The sequence below is a fragment of the Serratia sp. TSO36 genome, from assembly GCF_057808395.1.
In genome coordinates this window covers 1-16554 of record NZ_JBJZOU010000015.1, presented here as the reverse complement: position 1 = coordinate 16554, position 16554 = coordinate 1, and the positions used below count along the sequence as shown (strand labels likewise).

At 56.8% G+C, this 16554-nt stretch carries 15 protein-coding genes; 9 read left to right on the top strand and 6 right to left on the bottom strand.

Translation table 11 applies throughout. From position 1 onward, the window contains the following. Positions 1–125 precede the first annotated feature (125 nt). The 5 genes from ACK3CV_RS13530 (at position 126) to ACK3CV_RS13510 (ending at position 4534) form a co-directional block, all read left to right on the top strand. A complete protein-coding gene (locus tag ACK3CV_RS13530; protein ID WP_060438613.1) occupies positions 126–956 on the top strand; it encodes a LysR family transcriptional regulator in 831 nt (276 codons plus the stop codon). Positions 957–1273: 317 nt separating this feature from the next. Further along, complete coding sequence (locus ACK3CV_RS13525) at positions 1274–3883, top strand: YdbH family protein (RefSeq protein ID WP_074025893.1); 2610 nt, start codon at positions 1274–1276, stop codon at positions 3881–3883. Beyond that, the gene (locus tag ACK3CV_RS13520; RefSeq protein WP_025302979.1) at positions 3883–4080 is read left to right on the top strand and encodes a YnbE family lipoprotein; all 198 of its coding nucleotides are present in this window, start codon (positions 3883–3885) and stop codon (positions 4078–4080) included. Before ACK3CV_RS13525 ends, ACK3CV_RS13520 begins: the two co-directional genes overlap by 1 nt. 8 nt (positions 4081–4088) lie before the next feature. Further along, positions 4089–4412 (top strand): YdbL family probable chaperone protein, encoded by a 324-nt coding sequence (locus tag ACK3CV_RS13515; protein ID WP_033634662.1) that lies wholly within the window; start codon positions 4089–4091, stop codon positions 4410–4412. Beyond that, positions 4397–4534: a hypothetical protein gene (locus tag ACK3CV_RS13510; RefSeq protein ID WP_107685448.1), complete on the top strand. Its 138-nt coding sequence runs from the start codon at positions 4397–4399 to the stop codon at positions 4532–4534. The genes ACK3CV_RS13515 and ACK3CV_RS13510 overlap by 16 nt, the downstream gene beginning before the upstream one ends. Here ACK3CV_RS13510 and azoR read toward each other — a convergent pair. Further along, positions 4531–5136: an FMN-dependent NADH-azoreductase gene (gene azoR / locus ACK3CV_RS13505; protein WP_033634661.1), complete on the bottom strand. Its 606-nt coding sequence runs from the start codon at positions 5134–5136 to the stop codon at positions 4531–4533. The two genes, ACK3CV_RS13510 and azoR, sit on opposite strands and share 4 nt — an antisense overlap. Positions 5137–5405: 269 nt before the next feature. Between azoR and hrpA the strand changes: the two genes are divergently transcribed. Beyond that, positions 5406–9293: an ATP-dependent RNA helicase HrpA gene (gene hrpA / locus ACK3CV_RS13500; RefSeq protein ID WP_164040536.1), complete on the top strand. Its 3888-nt coding sequence runs from the start codon at positions 5406–5408 to the stop codon at positions 9291–9293. A 362-nt stretch (positions 9294–9655) separates the two neighbouring features. Here the strand turns inward: hrpA and ACK3CV_RS13495 are convergent, their stop codons facing one another. Beyond that, positions 9656–10279 (bottom strand): TetR/AcrR family transcriptional regulator, encoded by a 624-nt coding sequence (locus ACK3CV_RS13495; RefSeq protein WP_164040534.1) that lies wholly within the window; start codon positions 10277–10279, stop codon positions 9656–9658. 243 nt (positions 10280–10522) lie between these two features. On the opposite strand from ACK3CV_RS13495, the gene ACK3CV_RS13490 reads away from it, so the two are divergent. Both ACK3CV_RS13490 and ACK3CV_RS13485 read left to right on the top strand, forming a co-directional pair. Next, entirely contained in the window at positions 10523–11188 is a 666-nt protein-coding gene (locus ACK3CV_RS13490; protein ID WP_047567285.1) for a DUF3313 domain-containing protein, read from the top strand. A gap of 604 nt (positions 11189–11792) precedes the next feature. Next, the gene (locus ACK3CV_RS13485) at positions 11793–13289 is read left to right on the top strand and encodes an aldehyde dehydrogenase family protein (RefSeq protein ID WP_204280381.1); all 1497 of its coding nucleotides are present in this window, start codon (positions 11793–11795) and stop codon (positions 13287–13289) included. Positions 13290–13582: 293 nt separating this feature from the next. Here the strand turns inward: ACK3CV_RS13485 and ACK3CV_RS13480 are convergent, their stop codons facing one another. The 3 genes from ACK3CV_RS13480 to asr form a co-directional block, all read right to left on the bottom strand. Next, positions 13583–14395, bottom strand: a complete 813-nt coding sequence (locus ACK3CV_RS13480) for a trypsin-like serine peptidase (RefSeq protein ID WP_033634660.1) — start codon at positions 14393–14395, stop codon at positions 13583–13585. Between the two features lie 127 nt (positions 14396–14522). Next, the gene (ydgU, locus tag ACK3CV_RS13475) at positions 14523–14603 is read right to left on the bottom strand and encodes a small membrane protein YdgU (protein WP_455677416.1); all 81 of its coding nucleotides are present in this window, start codon (positions 14601–14603) and stop codon (positions 14523–14525) included. Positions 14604–14688: 85 nt separating this feature from the next. Continuing rightward, on the bottom strand, positions 14689–14964 hold the full coding sequence (asr, locus tag ACK3CV_RS13470; protein WP_033634659.1) for an acid resistance repetitive basic protein Asr: 276 nt from the start codon (positions 14962–14964) through the stop codon (positions 14689–14691). 185 nt (positions 14965–15149) lie between these two features. On the opposite strand from asr, the gene ACK3CV_RS13465 reads away from it, so the two are divergent. Further along, positions 15150–16055 (top strand): alpha/beta fold hydrolase, encoded by a 906-nt coding sequence (locus tag ACK3CV_RS13465; RefSeq protein ID WP_164040532.1) that lies wholly within the window; start codon positions 15150–15152, stop codon positions 16053–16055. Between the two features lie 184 nt (positions 16056–16239). Here the strand turns inward: ACK3CV_RS13465 and ACK3CV_RS13460 are convergent. Further along, the coding region (locus tag ACK3CV_RS13460; protein ID WP_489009864.1) for a transposase at positions 16240–16554 on the bottom strand (315 nt) is incomplete at its 5' end.

Sequence of the window (16554 nt, the reverse complement as noted above, 5' to 3'; positions counted from 1 at the left end):
GTCGGTAATGAAACTGGATATCTCCAGGGGCAGCATTGTGCTGACAGCGAGGATTTTACGGACTTGATGGCTGACTAAAAGTGAAATAAAGTTCGTGAATCGTTCACTTTTGGTGAGGGCTTAAGATGTTTAAACGTGCCCAGTTAGCCACCTTTTGCATGGTGGTGGAGTCGGAGAGTCTCACGGCCGCGGCGGAGCGGCTGTTTTGCGTGCCCTCTAACGTGACCAAGAAATTAAAAGAGCTGGAAATGGCGTGCGGCGTCACGCTGTTCGAGCGTGAGCGCAATCGGCTGTCGCTCACGCCGGAAGGCCGGGCGCTTTACCATAAGGCCAAGCGCTTTTTGGCTATCGAAGAGCGGGCGCGAGCGCAGTTTGAACAGGATCCGGTGCAGGGCGAACTGAGGCTTGGCGCGCTGGATATCGCCTTGAGTCATCATTTGCCGCAAAAGTTGGCCCATTACCGTGCGCAGAATCGCCGCGTTCAGCTGAGTGTGGTGCAGGGATATTCGCTGGATCTGGAGTTTCAGCTGCAAAAAGGGGCGCTGGACGTGGTGTTTTCAGATGGGCCGCTCGAACATCCGCAGATGCAGAGCCGGCGCGCTTTCCAGGAGCGTTTGGTCTTCATTGGCGGGGCATGTCGGCCGGCGTTGTTGGCAAAAAGCGATCTCTATGTTTATTCGCGGCAATGCCACTATCGCCATCTGGTGGACGCCTGGCTGCAGAAGCAGCAAGTCATCCCCGCCGCGCTGCTGGAGGTGGAATGCTACGACGTGATATTTGCCTGCGTAACAGCGGGATTAGGCTATGCGTTTGTGCCCGAAAGCCTGGCGCGGCAGCGAAAGGTTGCATACATAGAATGCGGGAATGAAATGCGCAGCGATATTTATGCTATCTGGCGTAAAGCGAGCGACAGCCGCATATTGCACGATTTTATTGACGCCGTGATTCGGCATTAAGGCAAAAAAATCCCCACGGGGGTGTGGGGAATGGCTTCTCTAGTACACAGTTAGCTAGCAGCTGAACTTTTATTAGAATGGTTGCAAGACTATTAATCATCAATGGCAACGACAATAACAAAAGTCTGAAAACTGTCCTGTTTATGTGATGCATATGTAACGAAAATCTACAACTCCGCACACGTTTGCGCCAAAAAGGTGCAAATCGCCGCTGCGACCCCGCTCAGCTTCACCCTATGTCAAATTCATGCCATCATTATTGTCAATTCAGGCATAGACTTAACCAATGCCTAACTCAGGAACGAAGCAATCATTTAATGACCAGGCGATTAAAAGTATTCATAGGGACGGTGGCGGGCTGCGCAATTCTGGTGCTGGCGTTGTGGCAAACTTTGCCGCGCTGGCTGCCGGGCGTGTTATCGCATTGGTTGCCGGCGGGAAGCCGCCTGGAGTTGCAGGGCAAATTGCACTGGCGCCAGGGCGGCCTGGCGCTGGCGGGGGCGCGTTTCACCGCGCAAGATTGCCTGCTGGCCAACGTCGGGCCGACGCGGTTGGCTTACCGCCAGGGCCGCTGGCAGCTGTCGAGCGATAAGGTCAGCGTCGATAGCGCCTGTTTGTCAAAACTGCCGGGCGGCGACGCCAACAGCGCGCCGCTGGCGCTCGATCAGCTGCAGCAACAGCTGCCGCCGCTGGATCTCACCATTAATGACCTGACGCTGGTTCCCTGGCAGCGTTATGCCGGCAAGCTGCAGCTTTCCTCCGGCCCTGACGGGCAACGCCTGCATTATCAGGGGCCGAATCTCAGCGCCGAGGCGCAACTGGATGAAAAACAGCAGCTGACGTTGCAGAGCCTGACCGTCGTCCCGCCCAACAGCGCGCAACCGCTGCGTCTCGCCGGCAAGATAACCATTCCGCTGGATCTGGCCAGCCTGCCGACGCAGGGCGCGCTGCAGGGGGAAATGCAGACCGCCTATCTGGAAAAACCGGTATTGCTGGACATGCGCTGGCAACAGCGGCAGGGTGTGTTGACGGTAAGCGAAAAAGGCGACGATCGGCCGCTGGCGGTGCTGCCGTGGGAAGTCGCGCCGCAGCGGGTCAGCATCAGGCAGGGCGAGTGGCGTTGGCCGTACAGCGGGCAGCCGTTGAACGGCGGCCTGAGCGTTGCGCTGCACGACTGGAGCAAAGGGTGGGATGAAACGGAGATCAGCGCGCGGCTGAACGTGATCACCGCCGGCCACAACGGCAAGGGCAATGCGGTGCTCACCCTCGGGCCGGGCAAGGTAGGGTTGACCGACAGCGATCTGCGCTTCCAATTGACCGGTCAGGCCAATCTGGCCGACTTCTCCGCCACCGCGTCGATTCCGGGCGTGATCGGCGGCAGCATTCTCAACCCGACGCTGGTGCTGCAGCCAGGGGCGCTGTTGCGCCTGTGGGGCAAGGTGACGCCGGAAATGACGCTGGAAGAGGCGCGTTTGCCGCTGGCGGGCGTGAAGGTGACCGCCGCCGGTATCACCGGCCGCCTGCAGGCGATTCTGAACGCCAGCGACAGCTATTGGGGGCGCTTCAAGCTGCACCTGGACGGCCAGGCGCAGGATTTCTGGCCGGACAAGGGCGACTGGCAGTGGCGTTACTGGGGCAACGGCCGGTTGCCGCCGCTGCAGGCCGCCTGGGACGTCGCCGGCAGCGGGCGCTGGCAGGACAGCGAGCTGGTGCTCGACAAGCTCTCCACCGGTTTCGATAAATTGAAGTATGGTTTGGTGACGGTCGCCGCGCCGCGCCTGAGCCTCAACCGGCCGCTGCGCTGGCGGCGTGATGAACAAAGCCCGCAGTTCAACGGCGAGCTGCAACTGGCGGCGGATAAGGTCAGCTTCAGCGACGGCGGCCATCTGCCGGCACCGGTGCTGGCGCTGCAGGTGAACGGCCTTTCGCCGGACAGTTTCCAGCTGCAGGGCAAACTGCAGGCGCAGCAGATCGGGCCGATCGCGCTGCGCGGCCGTTGGGACGGCGAACGCCTGCGCGGTGAAGCCTGGTGGCCGAAACAGTCGCTGAAGGTCTTCCAGCCGCTGCTCGCGCCGGATCTCAATCTCACGCTGCGCGACGGCGAGTTTTATGCGCAGTCGGCGTTTTCCGCCGCCCGCGAGCAGGGCTTCGAGGCCGGCGGCCACTGGGTGGTGAAAAACGGCGGCATGTGGCTGAAAGACGGCGAAATGAGCGGCCTGGACTTTATCCTGTCGTACCGGTTCAAGCAGCATCAATGGCTGCTGGGGGCCAAACAGCCGGTGTCGCTGCGCATCAAGTCTTTCAGCAACCTGTTCGAGATGCAGAACATTTCCGCCGATCTGCAGGGCACCTATCCTTATAGCGAAGGGCAGCCGCTGACGTTGAGCAACGTCGGCGTGGACATGCTCAACGGGCATATCAGCCTGTCGGCGCTGCGGTTGCCGCAGCATGACGCCGCGGTGCTGAAGCTGGACAAGGTCGATCTCAGCGCGCTGTTTACCGCCCTGAAGCCGAAGCAGTTCGCCATGTCCGGCCGGGTCGACGGTGAGCTGCCGCTGTTCCTGAACCACCCGAAATGGCTGGTGCAGAACGGCTGGATCGCCAACGCCGGCACCCTGACGCTGCGGCTGGACAAAGACATGGCCGACGCCATCGGCAGCAACAACCTGGCGACCGGCGCGGCGATCGACTGGCTGCGCTACATGGAAATCAACCGTTCGCACGCCCGGGTCGATCTCGACAACCTGGGCGAGCTGACGCTGAGCGCGCGTATCGACGGCATCAACCCGCAGAAGAACGCCAAGCGCGAGGTGATCCTGAACTATCGGCATCAGGAAAACGTGTTTCAGCTGTGGCGCAGTTTGCGCTTCGGCGACAATTTACAGGAGTGGCTGGAGCAGGCCCTCTCACAACCTGGGGAGCAATAATGAAAATCATGAGTGTGTCGACGCTGGCAGCGGTGCTGTGCGTTTCGCTGCTGAGCGGCTGCGTGCCGCGCATCGAGGTGGCGACGCCGAAGGATCCGATCACCATCAATATGAACGTCAAGATCGAGCATGAAATTCATATCAAGGTGGATAAGGACGTCGAAAACCTGCTGAAAACCCAAAGCGGTCTGTTCTAGGAGCCGACATGAAAAAACGTTATTTGTGGCTGGCCGGCGCCGCCTGGTTGTTCAGCGGCGTGGCGATGGCGTTGACGCTGGATGAGGCGAAGCAGCAAGGGCGGGTGGGCGAAACCCTGAGCGGCTATATCGCCCCGGTGAAGCAGGACGCGGAAACGCTGGCGCTGGTGAAGCGCATCAACGCCGGCCGCGCCGAGAAGTATCAGGAAGTGGCGGACGGCAACCATATCGCCGTCGACGAAGTGGCGCGCATGGCCGGGCAGAAGCTGGTGACGCGGGCGCAGAGCGGCGAGTATGTGCGCGGCATCAACGGCCAGTGGCTGAAGAAATAAAAAAAGCGCGCCGTCTGGCGCGCCAAGAGATACGGATAGATGATTATTATGAGGGTAGTGCAGGTTTGACAGGACTTGCTTCTTGTCCGGCAGGGGCGCGGCGCCCCTGCGCAGGATCTTAGGCAGACACCACCTGAGACAGGGCCGCCTTGGCGTCTTCCTGTGCTTTGGTCGCCACTTCCGGGCCGTAGGCGATGCCTTCCGCGAAGACGAACTCCACGTCGGTGATGCCGATGAAGCCCAGGAACAGACGCAGGTAAGGTTCCACCAGGTCGGTTGGGGTGCCTTTATGAATGCCGCCGCGGCTGGTCAGGATCACCGCGCGTTTGTTTTTCACCAGGCCTTCCGGACCGTTTTCGGTGTAACGGAAGGTCACGCCGGCGCGGGCAACCAGGTCGAAATAGTTTTTCAGCTGGGTCGGGATGTTGAAGTTGTACATCGGCGCGGCAATCACGATGACGTCATTGGCCTGCAGCTCGGCGATCAGCTCGTCCGACAGGGCCAGCGCTTCTTGTTGACGCGGGGTCAACGGAGCATCGGAAGGACGCAGCGCGCCGACCAGTTCACCGTCCAGCACCGGGATGGGCTGTGCGGCCAGATCGCGCACGGTGATGGTGTCGCCGCTGTGGGCGTTGCTCCATTGCTCTACGAAGAAATCGGCCAGTTGGTTAGACTGAGAGTAGGTCGCCAGGATGCTTGATTTCAGAACCAATACGTTGCTCATCGATAATTCCTTACGTTGTGACAGTGACATCAGGACTCAGCGTCCCTTGCATGGAGTACATGCTATTCACATTCCTCCAACAGTGATAGCGCAATATTTCGAGATCTTCGTTCGATTTTATTGAATGACATGGCGAGGCTTTACTCGCGGAAGTAGGGGGAGAAAGCCGTTTGTGATAGGCTGTGCGGCTAAAGCAAAAAAATCGCTAAAAAAACATCAAACCGTTGCCAAGCCTGGCCTTGGCGGCGAAGAAACAAGGAACACCGAACGTGAAATCTCCGCTCGAGGCACTGCCGGCCCAACTGGGTGAGCTGATGCTCCGCGATCAACAACGTCTGCGTCGTCGCCTGCAGGGCGCACGAAAAATCAAAAATCCCGATGCCCAGCTGGCGGTGGCCGCCGAAGTAGAAAGCGACATCGCGGCGGCGCGGCAAAAAGTGCAGGCGCGCGCCGCGTCTTGCCCGCGCATTACCTATCCGGAAAGCCTGCCGGTCAGCCAAAAAAAACAGGACATATTAAACGCCGTCCGCGATCACCAGGTGGTGATTGTCGCCGGGGAGACCGGCTCGGGGAAAACCACCCAGCTGCCGAAGATCTGCCTGGAACTGGGGCGCGGGGTGAAAGGGCTGATCGGCCATACCCAGCCGCGCCGCCTGGCGGCCCGCACCGTCGCCAACCGCATCGCCGACGAGCTGGAAACCCCGCTCGGCGGCAGCGTCGGCTACAAGGTGCGCTTCAACGATCAGGTGGGAGAAAATACCCTGGTCAAGCTGATGACCGACGGTATCTTGCTGGCGGAAATTCAGCAGGACCGCCTGCTGATGCAGTACGACACGCTGATCATCGATGAAGCGCACGAGCGCAGCCTCAACATCGACTTTATTCTCGGCTACCTGCGCGAACTGCTGCCGAAGCGCCCGGATCTCAAGGTGATCATCACCTCGGCGACCATCGATCCGCAGCGCTTCTCGCGCCATTTCAACAATGCGCCAATCATCGAGGTTTCCGGCCGCACCTACCCGGTGGAGGTGCGCTACCGCCCGGTGGTCGACGACGGCGACGATACCGATCGCGACCAGCTGCAGGCGATTTTCGATGCGGTGGACGAGCTTGGCCGCGAAGGGCCGGGCGACATTCTGATCTTCATGAGTGGCGAGCGCGAGATCCGCGATACCGCCGACGCCCTGAACCGCCTCAATCTGCCGCACACCGAGGTGCTGCCGCTGTATGCACGCCTGTCGAACAGCGAGCAGAACCGGGTGTTCCAGTCGCACCACGGCCGCCGCATCGTGCTGGCCACCAACGTGGCGGAAACCTCGCTGACGGTGCCGGGCATCAAGTACGTCATCGATCCGGGCACCGCGCGCATCAGCCGCTACAGTTTCCGCACCAAGGTGCAGCGCCTGCCGATCGAACCGGTGTCGCAGGCCTCTGCCAACCAGCGTAAAGGGCGCTGCGGCCGCGTGTCGGAAGGGGTGTGCATCCGTCTGTACTCCGAGCAGGATTTCCTGTCGCGGCCGGCGTTTACCGATCCGGAAATTCTGCGCACCAACCTGGCGTCGGTCATTCTGCAGATGACCTCGCTGGGGCTGGGCGACATCGCCGCGTTTCCGTTCGTCGAGGCGCCGGACAAGCGCAACATTCAGGATGGCGTGCGCCTGCTGGAAGAGCTGGGGGCGATCGCCACCGCCGACAACGGCCACTATCAGCTGACGCCGCAGGGCCGCCAGCTGGCGCAGTTGCCGATCGACCCGCGTCTGGCGCGCATGGTGCTGGAAGCGCAGAAGAGCGGCAGCGTGCGCGAGGTGATGATCATCACCGCCGCGCTGTCGATTCAGGATCCGCGTGAGCGCCCGATGGACAAGCAGCAGGCCTCGGATGAAAAACACCGCCGCTTCGCCGACAAGGACTCGGACTTCCTGGCGTTCGTCAACCTGTGGGATTATCTGCAGGAGCAGCAAAAGGCGAACTCCTCCAGCCAGTTCCGCCGGCTATGCCGCAACGATTTCCTCAACTACCTGCGGGTGCGCGAGTGGCAGGATATCTACACCCAGCTGCGCCAGGTGGTGAAAGAGCTGGGGCTGCCGATCAACAGCACGCCTTCCGACTACCGCAGCGTGCACACCGCGCTGCTGACCGGCCTGCTGTCGCACATTGGCCAGAAGGATGCGGACAAGCAGGAATACACCGGCGCGCGCAACGCCCGTTTCTCCATCTTCCCCGGCTCCGGCCTGTTCAAGAAGCCGCCGAAGTGGACCATGGTGGCCGAACTGGTGGAAACCAGCCGCCTGTGGGGGCGCATCGCTGCGCGCATCGAACCGGAATGGATCGAGCCGCTGGCTCAGCACCTGGTGAAACACAGCTACAGCGAACCGCACTGGTCGAAGTCGCAGGGGGCGGTGATGGCCAGCGAAAAGGTCACGCTGTTCGGCCTGCCGATCGTCGCGGCGCGCCAGGTCAATTACGGCTCCATTGATCCGCTGCTGTGCCGTGAGCTGTTTATTCGCCATGCGCTGGTGGAGGGCGACTGGCAGACGCGCCACGCCTTCTTCCGCGACAACCAAAAGCTGCGCGCCGAAGTGGAGGAGCTGGAGCATAAATCACGCCGCCGCGACATCCTGGTGGATGACGAAACGCTGTTCGGCTTCTACGATCGCCGTCTCCCCAACGACGTGGTTTCCGGCCGTCATTTCGACAGCTGGTGGAGGAGCGCGGCCAAACAGCAGCCGGATCTGCTGAACTTCGAAAAAGAGATGCTGATCAAGGACGGCGCCAACAAGATCAGCGCGCTCGATTACCCGAACTTTTGGCATCAGGGCAACCTCAAGCTGCGGCTGAGCTACCAGTTTGAACCGGGCACTGACGCCGACGGCGTGACGGTGCACATTCCGCTGCCGATCCTCAACCAGGTGGAGGAGCAGGGCTTCGAATGGCAGATCCCCGGCATCCGCCGCGAGCTGGTGATTGCGCTGATCAAATCGTTGCCGAAACCGGTGCGCCGCAACTTCGTGCCGGCGCCGAACTACGCCGAGGCGTTCCTTGGCCGCGTCACTGCGCTGGAATTGCCGCTGCTGGACGCGCTGGAGCGCGAGCTGCGGCGCATGACTGGCGTGACCGTGTCACGTGATGACTGGCAGTGGGATCAGGTACCCGATCACCTGAAGATGACCTTCCGCGTGGTGGGCGAGAAAAATCAGACGCTGCGCGAAGGCAAAGACCTGGCCGCGTTGCGCCTGCAGCTGAAAGAGAAGGTGCAGGAGACGCTGTCGGCGGTGGCCGACGATGGGCTGGAGCAGAGCAATCTGCATGTCTGGAGCTTTGGCCAACTGCCGGCGTTTTACGAGCAGAAGCGCGGCGGCTATTCGATGAAGGCTTACCCGGCGTTGGTGGATGAAAAGGACAGCGTGGCGATCCGCCTGTTCGACAGCGAAAGCGAGCAGCAACAGGCGATGTGGCAGGGCACGCGCCGCCTGCTGTTGTTGAATATTCCTTCGCCGATCAAATACCTGCATGAAAAACTGCCGAACAAGGCCAAGCTGGGGCTCTACTTCAACCCGTACGGCAAGGTGCTGGAGCTGATCGACGATTGCATTTCGTGCGGTATCGACAAGCTGATCGCCGAACACGGCGGCCCGGTCTGGCAAGAAGAAGGCTTTGCGCGCCTGCAGGAGCAGATCCGCGCCGAGCTGAACGACACGGTCGTCGAGGTGGCCAGGCAGGTTGAGCAGATCCTGACGGCGGTCTTCAACATCAACAAACGGCTGAAAGGCCGGGTGGATATGTCGTTGGCGCTGGCGTTGTCGGACATCAAAACCCAGCTTGGCGGCCTGGTCTACCGCGGTTTCGTCACCGGCAACGGCTGGAAACGCCTGCCGGACACGCTGCGCTACCTGCAGGCGATCGAACGCCGATTGGAAAAACTGGCCATCGATCCGCATCGCGATCGCGCGCAGATGCTGCGGGTGGAGCAGGTGCAGCAGGCCTGGCAGCAGTGGCTGAACAAGCTGCCGCCCAAGCGGCAGCAGGAGGAAGAGGTGAAAGCGGTGCGCTGGATGATCGAAGAGCTGCGCGTCAGCCTGTTCGCGCAGCAGCTGGGCACGCCGTACCCGATCTCCGACAAGCGCATTCTGCAAACTATCGAACAGCTTTCGGGCTAAGTTCGGGTGCGCCGGCCGGCGTCGAACGACAGACAGCACAACTGGCCGGGCAGAAGGTTTTGGGCCGCCGGGCGAGAGGGGGCACCGTGGAGGCATTCCCCTGGCATATTTCTGCCAGGGGGCGTTTGCCTGTCCAGGCTCGGCTCCGATGGCATGAAAGGCGAGCCGAACCCTCTTCGAGTGCGCTGGAGGCTGCATTACTGAGAGAACGGGGATGTTTCAGGTGCATGTTTGTCCCAAAGTTTGTTTCGAAAACCTTGAATACCAGATGCGTGACTACACTGAATTTAATGATTCAGCGTGATTTCAAACGAATTGTTAAAAGAAAAAATGAGGGATGCCTGAGGTACAGAGGCCTTTTTTCAGCCATTATCTCTGAATGCCGCTCCATTTAAAAACATGTGAACTGCATGGCAAACCATTTCCTGAATTTGCGGTGTACTTAGCGGGGTTAATTGGCGCTGGTACACACGCATATCAACCTCTGCGGTTAATAGCGACAAAAATTGTAAAGCTCTAAGGTGCGGATCTGCCAAATGCAGTTCCTTACGCTCCATCGCTATCGCCATGAGTTCCGAGAGTTTTGTTACACTTTCTCGTATTCCTGCATCATAAAATAGAGTGCCGATATCAGAATTACCAGACTCGGCAACCACCATCCGATAAACGGCGATTGCGCTATTATCGTTGGCAACAACCTGCAGCTTTCGCTCGGCAAAACGCATCAAAGTCTGTTCCAGCGTGAAAGTTTGCGCATCAATCATCAGTCCATCAGCGGCATCTGTGAGGTGCTGAGTTGCATGTTCACGAACAACGGCGACAAATAGCGCCTCTTTAGAAGGGAAATAACGGTAAAGAGTCGCTTTCGATCCGCCAATCCGCTTGACCAGTTCATTCATTGACGCTCGTTCATAGCCCATTTCTTGAAAAAGCAATGCCGCTTCTTCGACGATAGCGTCGCGGCGTGCTTTAGTACGTACTTTCATTAGCATTCCTTACCGTTAAAGCAATGGTTACATGACAAGAGGCTTTTTCTTGACACGCGATGAAACTATGATAAAAGTGTACCAAGTAGTACTGTTTTGATGTTTTTATGATCGCTCTTGGTTGTGTACACCACAATCCACCTAAAGAAAAAGTCTTGTTAAGCACCATATTTCGGTTGTTTTTCTGGGGAAAAACAATCAGTTAAAATCAGTATCGATGATATCTCTGGTCGGGAGTCTTAAATGTCTAATTACATCAACGCTTTTCTCTTGGTTGTTGCGGTACCTACCGTTATTTTGGCCGGATGTTCGGCAAAACCACCGGTACGGTATGCTAGCATTGATTCATCATCATTGCTCACTCCTAACACTGATGATAAATCCAACCGTATTCCTTACCGCTATGCCCCGCCAGTGGACTGGAGTAAATACACCAATATCATTATCGAACCGGTCGTTATTTATCAAGGGGGGGATCACCAGTTTGGCGATCTCTTACCGGAAGAGCGCAAGTTATTGGCGGATTATATGTATAACAAATTCAGCGAAAGTTTGCGTCCACACTTCCGGGAGGTCAGCACACCAATTTCCGGTACTATCCGATTAAAACTGACGCTAACAGGTGCTGATACGACGACGTCTTTTATCGGCACTATCACTAAGTTAGACCCTCTGGTGGGAGGGCCTTACAATATTGTGCAATCTATCCGTGGTGAGGAAGGATTATTCAACGGCTCAGTGAATTACGTTGTGGAGCTTTATGATGCTTCTAACCATAGCCTTCTCAACGCCTACGTGGCCAGACAGTATCCGAATGCTATGAATATCGGTGCAAGTATCGGCTCGCTCAACGCGGCCGAGGTGGGAATTGACAAAGGTGCGGAAGAACTGGCTGAGATGTTGAATTAATTATGCTCAATGTGCTGATGGTGAAGCTGAATTACCGCCCTTAATAGCGAAAAGATATTTTACCAGAGCCGCCGACAGATAAATATGAGTGAGTCAAGTGGGTATATTAATCTACAACGGAGACAGTGCAATAGCATACATCGGCTATCAGAGAACATATGTTTGAGCGCACTGGAAGGAGGGATGATGACGGTGGGTCGGTTTATAGTGATATTTACAATCATAGACATTTCATTTCTTGTGTTTGTTGTCTTACTGATTTTGTAAACGACACTGATATTTATAATTGGCAATGGATAGCTCAGCGGGTTTTTCCGGATGCATTATGGGAATACGGCATTTTTGCCTTATGCTCCACACAGCGGCGCCTATTCTGAAGAGGTCGCGCATCAGTATTTGAAAGCGGAATGAGATGTTATCTGGCTGTTTTTATAAAAACGGTCAGTCGCCAACTTTTTGATGAACGCGTTGGCGGAAAGCAAAGCAAGGCAAACCACAGTTACTGATAGATTTAACCCTCTCATCTGAGAAGATAGGGCATCATAATCACAGTGATATTTGATGAGTTATTTAAATGATAAATTTGTATAGGAGTAGCTTAATTATGGCAGATGAATATAGTATGCAATCGCAAGCGTCCTCTTGGCAGAGCGTATTACCCATTTCCCGTAATCTGTATTATGGCGGAAATTGGCATGCTCCCGTCGGAGGTGAAGTCAGAGCAGTGAATAGCCCAGGAAGCGGAACGGAGTTATGCAAAGTTGCAGAAGCTGACGAACGCGATGTATCTTCCGTTATTGACGCCGCCAGAAATGGATTTCAGCTGTGGCGTCAAGTCAAGCCACTCGAAAGAGCAAAAACACTTCGAAAAATGGCTGCTGTAATCCGCAGCAATTTACGCGAGCTGGCGTTGCTTGATGCCATTGACTGCGGAAACCCTGTGCAGATGTTATATGGGGATGTGGCTGCGGCGGCAGAACTGCTGGACTTCTTTGCGGGACTTGTCACCGAGATGAAAGGAAGCTCAATCCCAATGGGAGTCGGGACCGTTAATTTTTCGACACGGGAGCCCTATGGTGTTGTTGCGCGAATAATTCCTTTCAACCACCCACTCCTGACGTGTGCGGGGAAAATAGCTGCGCCGTTGGCGGCGGGAAATGCCGTTATAATTAAACCCTCAGAGCAAAGTCCGCTCTCGGCGCTGAGACTGGCTGAGCTCTTTCACGAACTGTTGCCGCCAGGGGTCTTCAATGTGGTGACAGGAGGGAAGGCCGTTGGCGCTGCACTCTCGCAGCATCCAGGCGTTTCAATGATCACTGTAGTCGGAAGCATACCTACGGGGCGGGCGGTAATGCGTGCAGCCGCGGAAACGATAAAACCGGTGCTGCTTGAGTTAGGTGGAAAAAATGCCCTCATTGCCTTCTCTGATACTCATCCAGATCAAGTTGCTGATGCTGTGATACGTGGTATGAATTTTGAGTGGTGCGGGCAATCATGTGGTTCAACAAGCCGGGCATACATTCATAGCGATATATATGAGGATGTTATCGAAAAGGTTGCATCGCGCGTGACTCGATTTAAACCAGGCATACCGTCAGACCCTGAAACCACCATGGGGGCATTGATTTCTCAGGCTCAATTAAGCCGCGTGGAATCTTATGTTGAGCAGGCAAAGCTCGCTGGGGCACGGCTTATTGCCGGAGGCTCAAGGCCCGCACATGAATCACTAAAGAACGGCTGTTTTTTTGAAGCAACTGTATTTGCTGATGTAACCATGGATATGGATATTGCACAGGAAGAAATTTTTGGTCCCGTGTTGTCCATTATAAAATGGGATGACAAGGAAAGTCTTATTCAACAAGTGAATCAGTTGGATCTTGGGCTAACTTGTTCTATATGGACTGACAGCCTGCAAGACGCGAATCAATTGGCTCAGGATGTTGAGGCAGGGTTTGTGTGGATAAATGATGTGGCTAAACATTTTCTTGGTGCTCCATTTGGTGGTGTAAAACAGTCTGGGATTGGCCGAGAAGAGTGTTTGGGTGAGCTTTTGGCCTTTACCAGGGAAAAGAATATACATATCAATTTCACACCCAAATAAGTTGATTTGATACGGCATCGATTTTATGTAAAGGGAAATATAAGGAGTTTTCACGATGAGATTTCTGAGCATTTTATTAGAACCAAAAAGATAGAGTTATTTATATGTCATTATTGCCTCAGATTATTCCCCCAGAGCATGGCAATATTTTCAATCATTGGCATGACACAAAGAACTGTCGGGTTTTAATCAAGGCGATAATGGCATGTTTCTTAACATTAAAACCCTCTTTCTCTCGGATTAAACGCTGGTTAAGGGAGATCGCCTGAAACCAGCGCTTGTGGAGATAAAGGCTATTTGCCCGCCGCCAGGGCGTCCAGTGCTTCGCGGATGCCGGGCACCGCCAGGGCGCGGTTATCGGCGCGGTAGCGATCTTTCGCCGCCGGCGCCGAGCTTTGGATGGCGATCAACTGCCAGCCGTCGGCGGTTTTCAACAGCAGCGGTGAGCCGCTGTCGCCGGGCAGGGTATCACACTGGTGCGACAGTACGCCTTGCTGGGCCCAGCCGGTGACCTTGCAGTTTTGGTGGCTGTAGAGGTCATCCAGATGATCCTCCGGGTAACCCGCCTGAGTAATCAACCGCTTGGCCTGTTTCAGGGCCTGGGTCAGCGCCTTGCTGTCGCCTTGCCACAGCGGCAACGGTGCGATCGGCAGCGGCTTTTTGTCTTTCAGACGGATCAGCGCAAAGTCATAAGCGGCGGCGGCGGGCGGCACGATCCAGCCATCGCCGTCCGGCTTCAGCTTTTTGCCCAGCTTGCTGTCGACCAGAGTTTCGATATTGTCGGTTTGATATCGCCAGGATTTATCGCCCGCCACGAAGCGCAGGGCGATGGCTTTATCCAGTTGCCCCGGCGGCGCCAGCACGCAGTGGCCGGCGGTCAACGCCAGGTGTGGGGAGATCAGCGTGGCGGTACACAGATTGCCGCTGGCGGTTTCGACCTGGCCGATGGCCTGCCAGGGCTGGGCGGTGGTATCCGTGACCTTGATGCGTTCATCTTTGCCGAAAAACAGACGCGTTTGCTCGGCCTTGGACGGGCCGTCGGCGCGTGCCGCCTGAGCAGCGATGAGCGGGAGTGAGCACAGCAACAGTAAAACGGATTTGCGCATAGATCTCTTGCCTGACAAATACGGATCATCCATAAACACACTGAATGCTAACTATAGACTGATTTAGCATCCGTGTGGATGGGCAATAATTGATTTTTCAATAATTTCCCGCCGGCGATGCGGCAGGCTACAGGTAAAAAAAGACGGCGATCAGTCCGCAAAGGATCAGGGCGGTCAGAACGATCTCGAACAGGTAGCGGCGCAGCATCAATGCGAACCCCCGATGAAAAAACACCCGGCGAACCGGGTGTTGTACACGTCAAGCCTGAAACGGTGAGGGGATCCTCACGTTGTTACGCCTTTTTGTGGCTGGCTTTCTTGTGGTGTTTTTTAGCCGCCTGGGCTTTTTGGGCCGGGGCTTTCGCACCGGCTTTTTTGTGATGCTTTTTGGCCGCCTGAGCTTTCTGAACCGGGGCTTTCTTGCCGTGGTGTTTCACCTGGGCTTTAGCCGGCGCAGCGGTGGCGGTGGTTGAGCTAGCCGCAGGTACGGTGGTGGCAGCCTCGGCAGCGAAAGCCACGGAAGACAGACCCATTGCAGCGGCAACAACCAGAGCTAATACTTTTTTCATCGCGGAATCCTCAATATGGCTTTTGGGTATCAACCCCACTGCGGGGCCGTTGAAATGATAGTAGGCAAACGGCGTCCGCCTTTCCGTGAGTGATTGGTTTCGGCATGTAACCTAATGTACAGGGCGGCGGTGGGGAGTGGGATTGCTGTTATAATGACCGCCAGGCACGGTAAAAAGGATTTAACATGAACGAGATATCAATTCGTTGTGGCGTGACCGAACAGGGCGAGGTGCCGCTGGCCTATGAGGATTGGGGCGATGAGGCGCACCCGCCGCTGCTGCTCATCATGGGTATCGGCGCACAGCTTTTGCTGTGGCCTGACGACTTCTGCCGCGCCCTGGTGGCCAAGGGATTTCGGGTGATCCGCTATGACAACCGAGACGTCGGCCTTTCCGGCAAAACGCAGGCACAACGTACGCAGCCGTTGTGGCTGCTGATGTTGCGCGCCCAGCTCGGTTGGCAAACGCCGGTGCCTTATACCCTGGCGGACATGGCGGCGGACGCGGCGCATCTGCTCGATCATTTACGCATTCCGCAGGCTCACGTACTGGGCGCTTCGATGGGGGGGATGATCGCCCAGGTGCTGGCCGCCGAATACCCGCAGCGCGTCGCCTCGTTATGCATCTTGTTCTCCAGCACCAATCAACCGCTGTTACCGCCGCCGGCCCCTTCGCTGCTATGGCTGTTGGCGCGCCGGCCTGCGGCCGATTTGACGCTGCAGCAGCGCCACGAGGGGATGAAAACCTTCCTGCGCGCGCTCGGCACCCGATTTTATCCGCCGGAGGAGGCGGAGCTGGATACGCTGGTGGCGTGGTTGCTGAAGCGGGGCGTGGATCCGGAAGGCATGCAGCGGCAACTTTCCGCGTTGCTCGGCAGCGGCGATCTGCGTCGTTATAGCCGGCGCATAGCCGCGCCGACGCTGGTCATTCACGGCGATCGCGATCGGCTGGTGCGCAAGGCGGGTGGGGTTGCGATCGCCCGTGCGGTCGCCAACGCCAAATTGCATATCATGCCGGGCATGGGGCATGACCTGCCCGCGCCATTGAGGCCGCAGCTGGCGGCGATGATCGCCCGTCATGCGCTGGGATGAGAGGCCGGCAAGCCCGGCGTTTTTTGCCATTTTAGTTACAACATACTTATGGTGAGTAGCCAGCCGCCACTCTGTGGCCAAAGCGTTGTCGGCAAGGAATGCGCGCTATGAAACATTATCCGGTCATGCAGGCGGGAAAAGGGCGCGGCCGTGAACTGACCCCCAGAAGTTGGACAATGTAAATTCAGGCGGCCTTCATGGCCTGGGTTCGATACTCTACCGGACTCAGGCCTTTTAGTTTCTCTCTGAGGCGGCGGTGGTTATAGTAATCAATGTAGTTCTCTATTTCTTTTGCCAAGTGTTCTACGTTATCAAAGCGTTGTAAGTAATACAGTTCCGCTTTCAGATGGCCGAAGAAGTTCTCCATCACTGCATTATCCAGGCAGTTCCCTTTGCGAGACATGCTCTGTTTTATTCCTTTTTCCCGTAACTGATGTTGGTAAGCCGCCATCCGGTAATGCCAGCCCTGGTCGCTGTGCAACACCGGTTGTTCGTCTGG